Source organism: Mycolicibacter sp. MU0102, assembly GCF_963378105.1.
Lineage (GTDB): Bacteria > Actinomycetota > Actinomycetes > Mycobacteriales > Mycobacteriaceae > Mycobacterium > Mycobacterium holstebronense.
The window spans coordinates 3,093,578-3,109,632 of record NZ_OY726398.1 but is presented as its reverse complement, the minus strand read 5'-3'; the positions used below and the strand labels follow the sequence as shown (position 1 = coordinate 3,109,632).

Below are 16,055 nucleotides of genomic sequence, written 5' to 3'. Positions count from 1 at the left end.
CGCTGTAAGGTGCTTGACGTGCGCGGAACGACGAGACCCAAGCCTGCCGAGAACGGTGGGCAGAAGGTCGACGCGCGCAGCGAGCGTTGGCGTGAACACCGCAAGAAGGTTCGCCGCGAGATCGTCGACGCCGCCTTCCGGTCCATCGACCGGCTCGGGCCCGAAGTGAGCGTGCGCGAGATCGCCGAGGAAGCCGGCACCGCCAAGCCCAAGATCTACCGGCATTTCGCCGACAAGGACGACCTGTTCGAGGCGGTCGGGGCTCGGCTGCGTGACGACCTGTGGACAGCGATCTTCGCCTCCATCGATGTGGCCACCAACTCGCTGCGCGACATCGTCCGGCGAAGCGTCGAAGAGTACGTCGCCCTGGTCGACGAGCACCCCAACGTGCTGCGGTTCTTCATCCAGGGACGGGCGCGCGCGCAGTCCGAGTCGCGGATGCGGGCGCTCAACGAAGGCCGGACCATCACCCTGGCGATGGCCGAGATGATCAACAACGAGCTGCAGGACATGGAGCTCAACCGCGGGGCGCTGGATCTGGCCGCCTTCGCGGCTTTCGGGAGCGCGACCTCGGCCACTGATTGGTGGTTGGGGCCGGAACTGGACAGCCCGCGACGCATGCCCCGCGACACCTTCGTGGATTACTTGACGACGATCATGATCAGCGTCGTCAGTGGCACCGCTCAGAGCCTCGGCATCGCGATGGACCCCGATCAGCCAATCCAAGCGGCAGTCCGGCGGCAACCGGTCGCCTGATCAGCGATCCGCCTGAATCAAGCCCGCTAACCTGATAAATGCCGTATAAAAGGCTGAATGAAACGCAATAACGCCTGGCGGATGGGTTCAGGACTGCTGTCGGCGGCCACCGCAGCGGCACTGGTCGTGCCGGCGACGCAAGCGACAGCGATGTCCGAGGTGACCACGGCGCGGGCGGTCTCGCCGACGGCGTTGCCCACCTTTCCGTTCGGGGGTCCGCCGGGTGACCCGTACGCGTGCATGGCGGTGGACGTGATCGGGTGCTCGATCGTGTTCGGCGGCAGCGGCATTCCGATACCCCACCAGGACTACATCGACGCGGTCAACGAACGCTTCATTCAGCCGTTGCATCCCGGGTTCACCCCGCAGGCCCTGTTCACCCCGGAGGGGCTGCAGCCGTTTACCGGTGTCAAGACGTTGCCGCTGGACGTTTCGATGGCGCAGGGATTGACGATGCTGCAGCTCGCCGTCGACAAGCAGTTCGACTTGGGTCACGCGGTCAACCTCTACGGCTACTCGCAAAGCGCCTCGATCGACACGCTGCTGATGAGGCAGTATCTCGCGTTGCCCGCCGATCAACGGCCCGACGCGGATCAGCTGACGTTCACGTTCCTGGGCAACCCCAACACCCCCAACGGCGGGCTGATGCAGATCTTCAATCTGCCGGAGTTCGGTGGATCGGTGCCCATCGCCTCACTGGGCTTGACCCTCAACGGCGCAACCCCGGATGGTCCTTGGGCGACCGACAATTACACGCTGGAGTACGACGGGTTTGCCGACTTTCCGCGCTACTCACTGAATCTGCTTTCCAACCTCAATGCGGTAGCTGGGATCCTCTATACCCACAACCAGTACCCGATGCTGCCGATGACACCTGATGGCCAGCTCGCCAACGCGATTCTGCTGCCGGGATCGGTGGACTATGTCGGTGAGTTGCCCGACGGCGTGACGGCGAGTACGGCGACCAACTACTGGATGATCCCGACCGGGAACCTTCCCTTGCTGGAGCCGTTCCGCGGCAGCCCATTCGGGAACGCGATCGCCGACCTGGTACAGCCGTCCCTGCGGGTGCTGGTCAACCTGGGCTACGGGCAGATCGAACACGGCTGGGACGCGGGGCCGGCAAACGTACCCACCACGATGGGGTTGTTCCCGGATATCAACCCCATGGAAGTCTTGACCGCGCTGGTCAACGGCGCGCAACAGGGCTGGCAGGATTTCGTCCAAGACTTGGGTTCGCAGTCGTCGGCCGTTGGGCCCGACACGGGCGTGGATATTGCGGCGTTCACGATGCCCAGCCTCGTCGATATCGGCAACGCACTCGGCGGCTCGCTCTCCGCGATCAACGGGGCGTTGATGGTGACCGGGGACATCCTCACCGCACTGACTACCACCCTGCCCGCCGCCATGGCTCAGGTCTTCTTCTCCGAGCTCTCCCAGGGGGACCTCGTCGATGCGATCGGCCTTCCACTGGCCGCGGCCACCGGGCTGGGGTCGCTGGCGGCGGGCTTTGAGTTGATCGGAATCATGCACGCGACGTCCCAGATTCAGGCGGAATTGGCGGGTCTGTTCGGCTGACCCGAGCGGACCTTTAGAAGTCGAGGTCGAGCAACACGCTGATGGTGTCCACGATCAGTGGTTTGGTGGCCTCCAGGAATTGGGTCGTGGTCGCCGTGATGAAGTCGGACAGTGCGGTGAACGCCTGCTGCAGCGGTTCTGGCAAAACTTCGTAGATGGCCGCGATGATGGCGTTGGGGATGATCAGCCCCTGATTGATCACGCCCGCGACCATCGTGGCCAGCTGGAGATAGACCACCTCCGCATCGGGCAGCAGCGGGGCGGTGTAGCCCGGCAGGGCGCCGTTGGCGTTGGCGGCGATCAGGTTGGCCAGCACCTCAGCAGCCAGCTTCGGCGTGCCGTCGTCGGTGAATAGCCCGAAGTTGGCCTCGTGGTTGAGCACCCCGGTCGCCAAGTCTTGCGCGCTGTAGACGAACGCCGGCCCGGCGAACGGGAGCTTGGACCAGGCGACCAGGAAGTCCTCGAGGAAATTGGCCTGCACGGTCTCGCTCACACCGAACACCGGGGTGGTGGCATTGCCGTACTCGGTGGCCCAGATTTTCAGATCGCCGTCACCGTTGGCGGCCATGATCGCATTCAGTGCCTCGACCTGCTCCAGGGGTGAGTTGGTCACACCCAGGCCTGCGGAGAACGGCAGCGTGTAGTGGTAGGGGTGGTAGCTCACCGCGTCGAAATAGCCGTGGGCCCCGCTGGCGTACATCTGCTCCAGGAACTCTTGGGGGCTGACGCTGAGCCCGGCGATGGTGGTGGTGGCGCCCAACGCTCCCGCGAGCACGGTGGCGTCGGGGTCGACCGACTTGATCGCGGTGTAGGCCGCCTGCAGCACGGCGGTGTAGGTCTCGGCGCTGACCGGGGAGTAGAAGATCACCCCGTTGGGCTCGTTCCAGATCTCGTAGGCCGAGATCTCGCTGCCGTAGCGTTCGGCGACCTCGGCGGCGAAATTCGCATACGCGGTCGGGTCGGGTGCGCCCGAGATGAGGGCGCCGTCCCAGGCGGGGTTGCCTGTGATGGCGGCGGTGATCGTGAAGCCCATGGAATGCGCCGTGTTGATGACGTTGTCCATCTGGGCCCAGTCATAGCTGGTGGCCGTGGGTTGGATGTAGAGCCACGGCACGCCCAGGCGCAGATCGGTGACCCCGAGGTCGCGGATCTCGCTGAGTTGGGCGACGAGGTCGGACTGGTCCAGGTTGTACAGGTCGGAGTCGGCCACACCAAAAACCTGGGTGGTGACGTCGCTGGTCTCGGCGTTGACGAGGGTGATCGTCTCGAGGTGGATCACCTGCGCCGCTGCGATTGACGGTGCGGCGACGGGGTTGGTCGTAGGCACGCTGGCGGAGCCGGTCAGGGTTGAGACGGCCAGGATGGCCGCGGCGAGGGCTGTTTGGATGCGACGCACGGATATCACCTACAGGACCGCCTCGACAGTGATGGTGGGGGTGAGCGTATCGCCGATGCGGGAGAAATTTCGGGTCAAGCCGAAGACACTCTGTAGGCGAGGCGCCATGCCGTTGACGGACTCAGGTCCGGCGAAACACACTGAAACATCGATACCCCTAAAGGGAGGCATGCGCGATGACGCTGACCGATCCCACCATCGAGAATGCTGGCCAACGTGCACCGATCCATACTCGGGCACTCATCATCGGCACCGGGTTCTCCGGTCTGGGCATGGGCATCGCGCTGCGGAAGCAGGGCGTGGAATTCCTTATCCTGGAAAAAGCTGACGAAATCGGCGGGACGTGGCGGGACAACACCTACCCGGGCTGCGCCTGCGACGTACCGTCGCATCTCTACTCGTTCTCCTTCGAGCCGAAAGCCACTTGGAGCAAGCTATTTTCGCCGCAGCCGGAGATCTTCGACTACCTCAAGGGCGTCACCGACAAGTACGGGCTGCGCCGCCACATCCGGTTCGGTGAACGCGTCGAGCGCGCGCATTGGGACGACGGCGAATACCGCTGGCATGTCTTCACCGACTCCGGGCAGGAGTACGTCGCGCAGTTCGTCATCTCCGGTGCCGGCGGGCTGCACATCCCACGCCTGCCCGAGATCGAGGGGATAGAGCGATTCGAGGGCGCGATGTTTCACTCCGCCCGGTGGGATCACACCGTCGAGTTGGCCGGCAAGAAGGTCGCGGTGATCGGCACCGGCGCCAGCGCCATCCAGATCGTTCCGGAGTTGGTGCGCAACGCCGATGTCGCGCAGGTGCAGCTGTATCAGCGCACCCCGCCGTGGGTGGTGCCGCGGCCCAATTCACCCTTCCCGCGGGCGTTGCTCACCGCGTTCGCGACGGTTCCAGGGCTGCGGCGGGCGGTGCGCTGGGGGATCTACTGGTGGCTGGAAGGCCTGGGCTACGCGATGACCAAGCGCCCCAGCCTGCTGCGTGCCGTCGAACTGGTGGCGAAGTGGAACATCAGGCGCAATGTGCGCGACAAGGAGCTGCGTCGCCGGCTCACCCCGAGCTACCGCGCCGGCTGCAAACGAATCCTGTACTCGCCCAACTACTATCAGGCGGTAGCCGACCCGAAGACAACGCTGATCACCGAGCGGATCACCCGGATCACTCCCACCGGAATCGTCACCGCCGACGGCGTCGAGCGACCCGTCGACGTCATCGTGGGCGCCACCGGTTTTCACGTCACCGACTCCTATACCTACGTCGACGTGAAGGGCCCGCACGGCGAAGATCTGGTGGACCGCTGGAACCGTGAGGGAGTGGTCGCGCATCACGGTATCGCGGTGGCCGACATGCCCAATCTGTTCTTCCTGCTCGGTCCCAACACCGCGCTCGGCCACACCTCGGTGGTGTTCATGATCGAGTCGCAGATCCGCTACGTCGCGCAGGCGATCGCCGTGACCGACAAGGTCGGTGCGCAGGCATTGGCCCCCAGCCGCGCGGCCCAGGACCGCTACAACGCGGAGTTGCAGGACAAGCTCGCCGGTTCGGTGTGGATCACCGGCGGCTGCAATAGCTGGTATCTCGACGAGCACGGTGTCAACCGGACGCTGTGGAGTGGGATGACCTGGCAGTATTGGCGGTCCACCCGCTCGTTGCGGGCGGGCGAGTACCGATTTTCCGGCGTGGGCTGACACGACACGCAGACCACAACTTCTTGTGTTGGCGCGGGTTGTCGGCCCCCAGGGGTAGTGTCAAAGGCCTAGATTTCGGCGGGTGAAATGAGGTTCTGGTGTCCGAAAATGTGAAGCTGATCGACCGCACTTCGGCGATCAACTGGAACCGGGTGCAAGACGACAAGGACGCTGAGGTCTGGGACCGCCTGACCGGCAATTTCTGGCTGCCGGAGAAGGTGCCGGTCTCCAACGACTTGCCGTCGTGGGGGACCCTGACCGACAGCGAGAAGCAGCTCACCATGCGGGTATTCACCGGCCTGACGTTGCTGGACACCATCCAGGGCACGGTCGGGGCGGTCAGCCTGATTCCCGACTCGCTGACCCCGCACGAGCAGGCGGTCTACACCAACATTGCGTTCATGGAATCGGTGCACGCCAAGAGCTACAGTCAGATCTTCTCCACTCTGTGCTCGACCAGTGAGATCGACGAGGCGTTCCGCTGGTCGGAGGAGAACCCCAACCTGCAGCGCAAAGCCGCCATCGTCATGCGGTACTACCGGGGCGACGAGCCGCTGAAGCGCAAGGTGGCCTCCACCCTGCTGGAGAGTTTCCTGTTCTACTCCGGCTTCTATCTGCCGATGTACTGGTCGAGCCGGGGCAAGCTGACCAACACCGCCGACGTGATCCGGCTGATCATCCGCGACGAGGCCGTGCACGGCTACTACATCGGCTACAAGTACCAGCGTGGCCTGGCCATGGTCGACGAAGCGAAGCGGCAAGAGCTCAAGGATTACACCTACGAGTTGCTGTTCGAGCTCTACGACAACGAGGTCGAATACACCCAGGATCTCTACGACGGGGTGGGCCAGACCGAGGACGTCAAGAAGTTCTTGCGCTACAACGCCAACAAGGCGCTGATGAACCTGGGCTACGAGGCGCTGTTCCCGCGCGACGAGACCGATGTCAACCCGGCGATCCTGTCGGCGCTGTCACCCAACGGCGATGAGAACCACGACTTCTTCTCCGGGTCGGGTTCGTCCTATGTGATCGGCAAGGCCGTGATCACCGAAGACGACGACTGGGACTTCTGATTTAGCGGGGAGTATCGCCTCATTGCGGCCGACGTCGGTCGGCGTGCATGGGGGCCTGCATCAGTTCGCCAGCCGGAACCCCCAAGCGCATCGGCCAGGCCGAATAGTCGTTCAATAGCGCAGGCTGCGCCGGACTGGATTGTCGTTCCGGACGCTGGGAAACTCCAGGCCTCGGGACTGGCTCTCCCCGGTGGAGGCGAGCGTGGTTAACAGCATCTGGCGCCGGAATCCCACCTCCGCGTCTGGCCACACTGACCTAGACGGCGCCTCTCTGTGTCAAGCGTCCGGTTTACCGGTTGTAGGGTGGCGGTTGGCTGGCCCGGTGAGTGACTGGTCCGAAGTGCTGGCGAAGGGGTGTAAGCCAGCCGCGCTGGACACGAGAGTCGCCCCCGTATGTCCCACCGGGCTTGCCCCTGCTTGTTTCGTCGCGTCGTGTAGGAGCTGGCGATATACGGCGTCGGAGAGGCGTCGCTTGAGACAGCGCAGCGCTTCTCGATGGCTCTTGCCGGCGGCTCGTTTCTTTCGATAGTAGGTTCGCCCTGGGGTGTCGCGGGCAATTTGCGTGATTGCCATGGTGTGCAGACAGCAGTTGAGCTGGCGATCCCCGGCGCGAGAGAGACGATGCCGGGTGACTTCGCCCGAAGAGGCTTCGATCGGGGCAGTGCCGGTGTAAGAAGCGAACGCAGCTGCCGATCGGAAGCGATGCACTGAGCCAACGCGGGCCAGGATCTTGGCGGCGTTGAGAGTGCCGATGCCGTAGAGCTGGGTCAGGGCGCTACCCGATGTTTCGACGGCGGCTTCGATGTCGCGACCGGCTTTCGCGATGCGCCTGTCGAGCTGGCGGATCTCGGCGACGAGGTCGACCGCCAGGCTGCGCAGCGTCTTGGCCGCGGGGTCGCGTGGTCGGACCTGGCGCAAGATGTCGGCGGCGCGGTCGGCGGTCAGACCCCGCGAGGCGCCGGCGAGTTTGAGGTGGGTGAGCAGCACGTGCAGCCGGTTGATCGTTTGCGTGCGGGTCTTGACCAGGTCGTCACGATGTTCGACCAGCGCCCGCATTGCGGTGACTGCTGCGTCGACCGAAGCGGTGTTGAGCCGGCTGGCGGTCAGGGCAGCAATGCCCACCGAGACCGCATCGGCCTCGTCGGTTTTACGGCCGTGGCCGGTGGACAGCATCCGCACCCGGGCAGCCAGCTTGGCTGGGACATCGGTCACCTCGATGCCGTCGACGCTGAGCTGTCGGGTCAGTGGGGCGCCCAGACCGGCTGCGCCTTCAATGGCCCAGCCAGGATCGTCCCAACGCCGGGCGAACCGTCTTAGCTGCCGGTAGCCCTCTGAGCTGACGGCAACGCGGATAACGCCCAGCGGTCGCAGCGAAGCGTTCAGGGCAGCAGCGGTCCACGATGCCTTGTGCGGGTCGACTGCGATCACGACGCGATCGCTGGGCGGTGGTGCTTCAGTCACGGGGTGGTCTTCCTCCTGCGCTCGATTGGTCAATGAGTAGCGGGAGGGCACACCAACTTTCGGCTTTGCAGGCCTCTCTTCAGCCACTCCCAGCCGACGGCGCCGGTTCGGGACACAAGCCGTCTAAGAGCCAACCCATACGGGCGACAGGTATGAAGGCGGGCGATCCCGAACCGGCACCTGGGACATCGTGGCTGCAGACCACGATGACCTGACCGCCATTGAACAAGTTGGTATGGGGGCTGACTCGAGGCCGAAGGCCTCGGGCTGCAATCGGACGTGTGAATCGCCCCGGAGTTTCCGGACGCTCACGGGTTTGAGAACTCAGTGACTTTCTGGGTTCGGTGCTGACTGTAGTAGAGGGCTTCATATTCGGCCGGTGGCATGTCGGCGCAGTAGCTGTTGATGCGGCGGTGGTTGAACCAGTCCACCCATTCCAGGGTGGCGACTTCGACCTGGTCGATGGTGCGCCACGGGCCGCGGGGCTTGATCAGTTCGGTCTTGTAGAGGCCGTTGATGGTTTCGGCGACGGCATTGTCGTAACTGTCACCGACCCGGCCGACTGAGGCGTCGATTCCGGCTGCGGCCAGACGTTCGGTGTAGGCGATGGAGGTGTATTGACTGCCTCTGTCGTGATGTTGCACCAGGCCGGTCAGGTCGCTGATCCCATCGCGCTGGCGAGTCCAGATGGCGTGCTCGATCGCATCAAGCACCAACGCGCTGGTCATCGTGGTCGAGGTGCGCCACCCCACGATCCGCCGGGAGTAGGTGTCGATGACGAACGCGGCGTAGACGAACCCTGACCAGGTCGACACGTAGGTCATGTCGGCCACCCACAGCCGGTTCGGTGCGGGCGGGTTGAACTGGCGCAGGACCAGATCACGGGCCCTGACGCCTTGCGGATCAGGGATGGTCGTGCGCCGCACCTTGCCCCGGTGCGCCCCGCGCAGGCCCATGTCGCGCATCAGCCGTTCCACAGTGCAGCGGGCCACCGCCACACCGTCACGGTTGAGGGCCAGCCACACTTTACGGGCCCCGTAAACGCGGTAGTTGCGCTCAAACACCTGCCGGATCTGGGGTTTGAGGTCCTCGTCGGCGGCAGCTCGGGCCGAGCGGCCCCGGGCATGGGCGTCGTAGTAGGTGCTCGGTGCGATCTTGACGCCGTGCGCGCTCAGCACCCGGCAGATCGGCTCGACACCGAAGCGATCCTTGTTCTGGTCGATATAGGTGCAGATCAACGAGGCCGGCGGTCGAGCTCCGCCGCGAAAAAAGTCGACGCCGACTTCAGAATCTCGTTAGCCCGCTTGAGCTCCCGGTTCTCGGCTCGAAGCCTCCGCAGTTCCTCCGCCATCTCGGAGGTGACACCAGGGCGCTTGCCCCCATCGACCTGGTCCTTGCGGACCCAGCTCAACAACGTCTGCGCCGTCCCGATCCCCAGCTTGGACGCCACCGACTCGATCGCTGCCCATTCCGACGGATACTCGTGACGGACCTCGGCAACCATGCGCACCGCACGAGAACGCAACTCGGCCGGGTACCTACGCGGAGAACCTTCTGACATGACTCCATCCTTCACAAGAAGTGGAGCCTCCGGACTCACCGGGGCGATTCAGTGGGTTGCCGGTTACGAGTGAACACTCGCACTGGTAGAGCCACAGTTGCAGATCAGGAGGCCTCCGGTGAGTTTCAACGGTACGAGCGTCGGGTTAGATGTGCACGCGCTTTCAGTGGTTGCGCATGCCGTCGATGAAGAAACGGGTCGGGTCGATCGGGCACGGTTGTGTCCTGATCACGGCGAGATCCTGGATTGGTTGCACCGGTTGCGAGGTCCGGTGCGGGTGGCCTATGAGGCCGGGCCAACCGGGTTCGGACTGGCCCGGGCGTTGGCTGCCGCCGAGATCGACTGCGTGGTCGCGGCACCGTCGAAGTTGATCCGCCCGGCCGGGGATCGGGTCAAAACCGACGCTCCTGATGCCGCGCATCTGACCCGGCTGCTGCGGTTGGGCGAGGTCACCTCGGTGACTGTGCCCGACGCCGACGTGGAGGCGGTACGCGATCTGGTCCGGGCCCGTGAGGACGCCCGTGCCGATTTGATGCGGGTACGACACCGGCTCTCGAAACTGCTGCTGCGCCAGGGCCGGGTGTATTCGGGTGGGCATGCCTGGACCGGTGTGCACGAAACGTGGCTGCGCCGGCAACGATTCGATGATGCCCACACCACGGCCGCCTTCGACCACCACTTTGACGCGGTCCTGTCGGCAACCGCGGCCAGAGATCGTCTTGACGAGCAGATCGTCATGGTCGCGGCCTCACCGCGCTGGGCTGACCAGGTCGACCGGCTGGGTTGCCTGCGTGGCATCTCGGCGCTGACCGGGCTGGCGCTCAGCGTGGAGATCGGTGGCTGGACCCGGTTCACCGGGTCCTCGATCGGCGCCTACGTCGGCCTGGTGCCCACTGAGTACTCCTCGGGCGCCTCCCGGGTGCAGGGCTCGATCACCAAAGCCGGCAACGCCCACGTACGCCGGTTATTGATCGAATCGGCTTGGCACCACCGCACCGCGTACCGAAATCCCGGTTCGACAATGCGCGCCCGCTGGGCCAAGGTCGCCCCGGCGCTCAAGGCCCGAGGTCATGCCGGAAACCAGCGCCTGCACCAGCAGTGGTGCCGGTTTAACGAACGCAAGAAGCCCCATGTCGTGGCCAACGTCGCGGTCGCCCGCCAACTCGCCGGGTGGTGCTGGTCGCTGTCCACGCTGACCTGAGCGTCGGTTAACCAAACTTGATCGGAGCCAGCCGGTCGGCGGCGAGGTAGGCGAACTAGACCTGCGTTACAGCTATGAGCAGCAACAGCATTCGCGCAATGCCGTTGTGACGCCCGTCCCTAGAGAGCAGCCACCGTTCGCGCCGAACCATCGTCTTGCGGTAACCAACCCGCGTATATCAGTCTGACACCACCGTCGTTGACCAACGACCGCCGTCGTACCGACTGACTGGCACCGATCAAACGAAAGCCGCCCCGGCATGAAACCGGGGCGGCTTTCACCTGCCTCTTGACAAAGAGTGCCTACATATCAGGTCAGTACACCTAGCCCACGAGGGAGTGGTCCTTCCGCAATCACTAGTACTGGGGACCGGGACAATAGTCCGCATTTTTCCGAATTAGCCGTGGTAAATTCCTCAGGATTGTAGCAAAATGCCTAGGGTGGTCACAGTTGAAGTTAAGAAATTTCGGGGAGGGGTTATCTCGATGGGGCGTCGTCACGGGCAGCGTTGTCCTGGTCGGGTGGGTAAGGCGGGTTCGCGAGCATCGGGTGCCGTTGGTGCACTTGGCGCATTTCTGGCGTTCGGGGTGGCCCCGGTGGCGGTTGCTCCCGCCGCGCAGGCCGAGGCCTTCGACTGGTTTGACCTGCTGGGTTCGGCTGATGCGTCGGCGGCCCCGGCGACGGACCTCGACCCCCTGACCGATCTGTTCAACTCGTGGATCTACCTGCCGATCCATGATCTGCAGCAAAGCTGGATCACCAGTGATTTCGGGGCGTGGGTCGACGACAACCTGATCAACCCGTTGCCGCAGTTGCTGTTCGGCTTGGATCTGATCGGCAATGGCGCCGATGGGATCAGTGGCGGCACGTTGGCCGATGCTGCCGGCGGCAACGGTGGGTTGTGGTTCGGTGACGGCGGCGCCGGCGGCACCAGCGCTGACGGGTTTGGTGGCGTGGGCGGCTCGGTGCTGAGCATGTTCGGCAACGGCGGTGCCGGTGGTGCGGGTCTTGATGGCGGGAACGGCGGTGATGGCGGTGCCGGCGGCTGGCTGATGGGTGTCGGCGGCGACGGTGGTGCGGGCGGTGCCGGGCTGCCGGGCCTCGACGGCGGCCATGGCGGCGCCGGCGGTGCCGGTATCGGCGTGTTGTTCGGCAATGGTGGCGCCGGCGGCGCCGGCGGGCGTGGCGGTGCGGGCCTATCCTCGGCCGCCGACGGCCAAGTGGGCGGCACCGGCGGCAATGGTGGTAACGGTGGCTCCGGCGGTGCCAGCAGTTGGCTGGCCGGTGCTGGTGGCGTAGGCGGCGCAGGTGGCACCGGTGGCGTTGGCGGAGCCGGCGCCAGTGCCACCACCGATGACGGCAACGGCGCTAACGGCGGTAATGGTGGTAATGGAGGCAACGCCGGCGCCGGCGGTGCCGGCGGCATCTTCGCCGCAGTCGGCTCCATCGGCCTCGGCGGCACCGGTGGTTCGGGCGGGTCCGGCGGTGACGGTGGTAGCAATGGTGTCGGAGGAGACGGCGGTCACGGTGGTGCAAGCGGATACGTCGGAACGCTGCCCGGCGCCCCCGGTGGTGTCGGTGCTCAACACGACGGATCTGTCGGCGGTGCTGGTGGTGCCGGCGGCGGTGTCACGCCCGGTGGCGGTGACAATCCCGGCGGTGGTGATAACCCCGGCGGTGGTGACGGCGGGGCGGGCGCGTTCAGTGCGGAGCGCATCGCGGAGTTCAACCAGCAGATCCATGCTCTCGGTGGTCGCGATCTGACCAGCGACCAGATCGCCGCACTCAATGATCGTGCCTACGCGCTGGGCTGGACTGAGTCAAACCCACAGAGCTGGGATGCATTCATCGACAACTACGTTGCCGGCTTGACCGCCAGCGGCGAAGTCTGCGGCTATGTCTGCAACGGCTCGACCGGAACGGAACTACACCCCGACGGCGGTGCTGGCGGGTTCATCTACGGCAACGGTGGCGACGGCTGGAACAGCACCCAGGTCGGCGCCGATGGCGGTGCCGGCGGCAACGCCTATTTCATCGGCAACGGGGGCAACGGGGGCGATGGTGGCCTCGGAGCCGACGGCGGGGCTGGCGGGAACGGCGGCTACTACGAGGGCAACGGCGGCGGCGGTGGTGACGGCGGCGAGGGATATGCCGAACATCCCGACGGCGGCTGGGGCGGCGACGGCGGCAACGGCGTTTCCCACCGATCCGACGATGCTGGAACTGTGAGTACCGTTCTCGGCGGTAACGGTGGAGCGGGTGGTAGCAGCCATGTGCCAGAGGGGAACGGTGGCCTCGGCGGTTTTGGTGGAGATGCACAAGCCTGGCAGCTCGGGGCGGCTACCGGCGGAGCTGGGGGTAGCGGTGGCGACAGTGACTTTGGAGTGGGCGGCGACGGTGGTCGTGGTGGAGATGCGACTATCGGAGCGGTAGATTCCCGGAGACTCTATCGAACTAATCCCTACGACAATATTTCGTATGAGCAAGAGCTTCAGAAATATCAAGAAGTGCGCGACCTAGTTTATGCAAATTCAATTTCCAACTCCGCTACGGCCAAGGCCGGCAATGGCGGGGATGGCGGCGCAGGCTACCAGGGTGCGGGTGGATCAGGCGGTTCGGGCGGCGACGCGACTACGTCCGGTTTGGGAGCGGTGAACCCTGGAAATGGCGGAAGGGGAGGCTCCAGTTTAGACGACGTGTTAAATGGTGGCTGGGCGCCGACCGGCCATTCGGATGGCTCAGGAGGCTGGGCACAGATATTAAATTTTTCGAATACAAATGATGCGGTGGGTGCTGATGGCGGCTCTAACGGCGGATCGGGTGGCGGTGCGGTAACATACGGGACTGGGAATGCTCTCGGTGGTGCCGGGAATGGGTACGCCGGCGAGGGTGGGTCTGCGTGGGTCATGAACGGTAACTCCGCCGCAGCGGCCGTTGGGGGCAATGGAGGAACGCCCGCCTACGGTGCCCATGAAATAGATGCAGACTCCACCCTGGGTCTAAACGAATTATACGCGTCTGGCGACGGTGGATCGGCTATTACGTGGGGATTTGGCACCGCGACAGGCGGGAACGGTGGCGACGGTTCCTACAGTGGCGTGGCGTTGTCAGATATGTCATGGCTAGGTGTTTATCACGAGAAACTGCTGGCCGGTGCCGGTGGAAATGCATTGATAATGAATACCGGCAATATCAATGATGCATATGGTGGCCGTGGTGGTGATGGTGCCAGCACTGGGGGTACCGATTTCTACCAGCGGGACACACTCGACGGCGGCCGCGGTGGGAACGCGACAACATATGGGTCTGGTAACGCAAGCGGCGGTGCAGGCGGCAATGCGACCACCGCTGTAGATGCCTATGGGCGGTTAATTTCAGGTAGCGGCGGCAGTGGCGGAGACGCGGTTATCGCGAACAGCACCTCGGCGGCGACTGCAACAGGCGGCGAAGGCGGTCACGGCAGTTACGGTAACCCGAATATCGAGGGGAGCGGCGGAGGGGACGGTGGTTTTGGCGGTAACGCATCCACCTCAGGAATCGGGGAGGTTGCTCCCGGCCGGGGCGGTGCAGGTGGCGGCGGTGAAGCGGCCGAGTACGGCGGTTCCGGTGGCTTGGGCGGGGCAGCGCTGATTACAAACACAGCCAATCCTCATGACGCGGTTGGCGGTGAAGGGGGTCACTATGGCGTCGGCCAGGTGCGGGGCGGCTCCGGTGGTAGCGGTGGCGGTGCGACAACTTATGGGACCGGGCGAGCTATCGGTGCCGACGGACAAGACGGCCTTACTGGCGGCGGCCACGGCGGTGTGGCCGTCTCCTACGGCGTGGGCGATGCCATCGGCGGCACTGGAGGTTACGGCGGTGGGGGCAGGGCCGGCGACGGCGGTAGCGCTAGTTCCTACGGCACCGGAGCTGCCATCGGTGGCTACGGAGGCAACGGTTATATAGGTGGCGGCGGCGGAAGTGCAGGGATCCATAACAGCGATAACGTGCGCGACGCTGTCGGCGGCGACGGCGGCGACACCAGCGGCGGTTACGGGGGCAGCTATGGCGGGAACGCCACGACCAATGGATTAGGGGGAGCCCAAGGCGGCGACGGCGGCCGTGGGGGGACAGATGGCCGCGGCGGTCGCGGCGGAGACGCCACGATCACCAACGAACATGCACTTGGAGACGCCGTCGGGGGTCGCGGTGGAGACGGTGGAGATGGCGACTATGACCGCGACGGCCAGCCGACCGGCGGCACCGGTGGTACGGGGGGTGACGCGTACACCAATGGTGCAGGAAACGCACGCGGCGGCGACGGCGGCAACGGTGGTTATTACCGAGGTTATGGTGGACGCGGCGGTAACGCTACCGTTGACAACGGTGATTCTTGGGGTTCGGCCCACGGCGGCGACGGCGGGAACGGTGGATTTGGCGAAGGTGCGGCTGGCGCGGGCGGATCTGCGAGCAGTGCGGGTCCCGGGACTGTAGCGCTCGGCGACTACGGAAGCGGTGGTCTCACTGCTGCCTCGTACTCACTGGAACAATTTTGGGATAAACTCCATGATATTCCTAACGATTCAACTGGGTATCTGGTGCAGCAATTAGTCGACCGTAACGGAGCTGTCAGTTACGTCATCTATGTAAAGGGCACAAATTTTAGCGACTGGGTCAACTGGGATGCGAATACATTATTAGACAATATCCCGGCGGTAAAAGGCGATCTCGATGAGATCGCAGTAGATCGTATCCTCGAGGAATTCCCTGATATCAGAACCGCTCCTGTTATGTTGGTGGGGTATAGCCAAGGCGGGATGGATGTGCAGAATCTTGCGGCTGCTAAAGGTGATGACGGCTTACCTCTTCTGACTAGCGTGCAGCAGATAGTTACGTTTGGATCGGCAGTGCGAAGCGAGGGCATAGGAGGGATCCCTGCGATAACACTGATAACCAATGGTGATCCGATACCACTCACGATGGTAGGGGCCAATAATTCCTTGTGGACTATTCCCGGAATTGATGACGATTATGCTGACCATGAGATCCATTCTCAGCTCTGTGAATTCGTTGGGATTTGCGCTCACTTCGATTATGATGATTACTCGGAGATTTTGTACGGCACGGACATCCTATCGTCGCCCCATGCTTCTGGAATTGAAGACTTTCAGCAGAGGGGGGTGTCTAGGGAGCTGGTGATTTATTAGTTCGGTGGGATTCTCATATGGCCGAGCTTCGTTTTTTAAGCGGTTTGAAGTGTCGCGGCAGTGATCGGGCGATGTAGTTGATGAGGTTGCGAAAGGCCAGTGCGGATCCTCCTGATCTGGCGGAACTCCGAGACCGCCAGTCAGCCCGAGTT

At 64.1% G+C, this 16,055-nt stretch carries 9 protein-coding genes and 1 other annotated feature; of the genes, 6 read left to right on the top strand and 3 right to left on the bottom strand.

Features of this window, described 5'->3' with window-relative positions; genetic code table 11:
- The first annotated feature begins 18 nt into the window (after window positions 1–18).
- Together RCP37_RS14590 and RCP37_RS14585 are read left to right on the top strand one after the other, a co-directional pair.
- On the top strand, window positions 19–756 hold the full coding sequence (locus RCP37_RS14590; RefSeq protein WP_308483774.1) for a TetR/AcrR family transcriptional regulator: 738 nt from the start codon (window positions 19–21) through the stop codon (window positions 754–756).
- Window positions 757–813: 57 nt separating this feature from the next.
- On the top strand, window positions 814–2,334 hold the full coding sequence (locus RCP37_RS14585; protein ID WP_308483773.1) for a PE-PPE domain-containing protein: 1,521 nt from the start codon (window positions 814–816) through the stop codon (window positions 2,332–2,334).
- Between the two features lie 13 nt (window positions 2,335–2,347).
- Here RCP37_RS14585 and RCP37_RS14580 read toward each other — a convergent pair whose 3' ends face one another.
- Window positions 2,348–3,730, bottom strand: coding sequence for a cellulase family glycosylhydrolase (locus tag RCP37_RS14580; protein WP_308483772.1), 1,383 nt, complete (start codon window positions 3,728–3,730; stop codon window positions 2,348–2,350).
- A gap of 176 nt (window positions 3,731–3,906) precedes the next feature.
- On the opposite strand from RCP37_RS14580, the gene RCP37_RS14575 reads away from it, so the two are divergent.
- Window positions 3,907–5,421 (top strand): flavin-containing monooxygenase, encoded by a 1,515-nt coding sequence (locus RCP37_RS14575; protein WP_308483771.1) that lies wholly within the window; start codon window positions 3,907–3,909, stop codon window positions 5,419–5,421.
- 98 nt (window positions 5,422–5,519) lie between these two features.
- Complete coding sequence (gene nrdF / locus RCP37_RS14570; protein WP_308483770.1) at window positions 5,520–6,494, top strand: class 1b ribonucleoside-diphosphate reductase subunit beta; 975 nt, start codon at window positions 5,520–5,522, stop codon at window positions 6,492–6,494.
- Between the two features lie 276 nt (window positions 6,495–6,770).
- Here nrdF and RCP37_RS14565 read toward each other — a convergent pair whose 3' ends face one another.
- Both RCP37_RS14565 and RCP37_RS14560 read right to left on the bottom strand, forming a co-directional pair.
- Window positions 6,771–7,955 (bottom strand): IS110 family RNA-guided transposase, encoded by a 1,185-nt coding sequence (locus RCP37_RS14565; protein ID WP_308483769.1) that lies wholly within the window; start codon window positions 7,953–7,955, stop codon window positions 6,771–6,773.
- 308 nt (window positions 7,956–8,263) lie between these two features.
- A protein-coding gene (locus RCP37_RS14560; RefSeq protein ID WP_308483768.1) for an IS3 family transposase occupies window positions 8,264–9,516 on the bottom strand; the annotation gives its coding sequence in 2 pieces (ribosomal slippage) (window positions 8,264–9,228 and window positions 9,228–9,516; 1,254 coding nt in all).
- Window positions 9,101–9,229, bottom strand: a sequence feature (AL1L pseudoknot). (Overlaps the previous gene by 129 nt.)
- A 118-nt stretch (window positions 9,517–9,634) precedes the next feature.
- Between RCP37_RS14560 and RCP37_RS14555 the strand changes: the two genes are divergently transcribed.
- Window positions 9,635–10,717 carry an IS110 family RNA-guided transposase gene (locus RCP37_RS14555; RefSeq protein ID WP_308483767.1) on the top strand — a complete coding sequence of 361 codons (1,083 nt, stop codon included), beginning with the start codon at window positions 9,635–9,637 and terminating at the stop codon, window positions 10,715–10,717.
- A gap of 596 nt (window positions 10,718–11,313) precedes the next feature.
- Window positions 11,314–15,903 (top strand): PGRS repeat-containing protein, encoded by a 4,590-nt coding sequence (locus RCP37_RS14550; RefSeq protein ID WP_308483766.1) that lies wholly within the window; start codon window positions 11,314–11,316, stop codon window positions 15,901–15,903.
- Window positions 15,904–16,055: the final 152 nt, after the last annotated feature.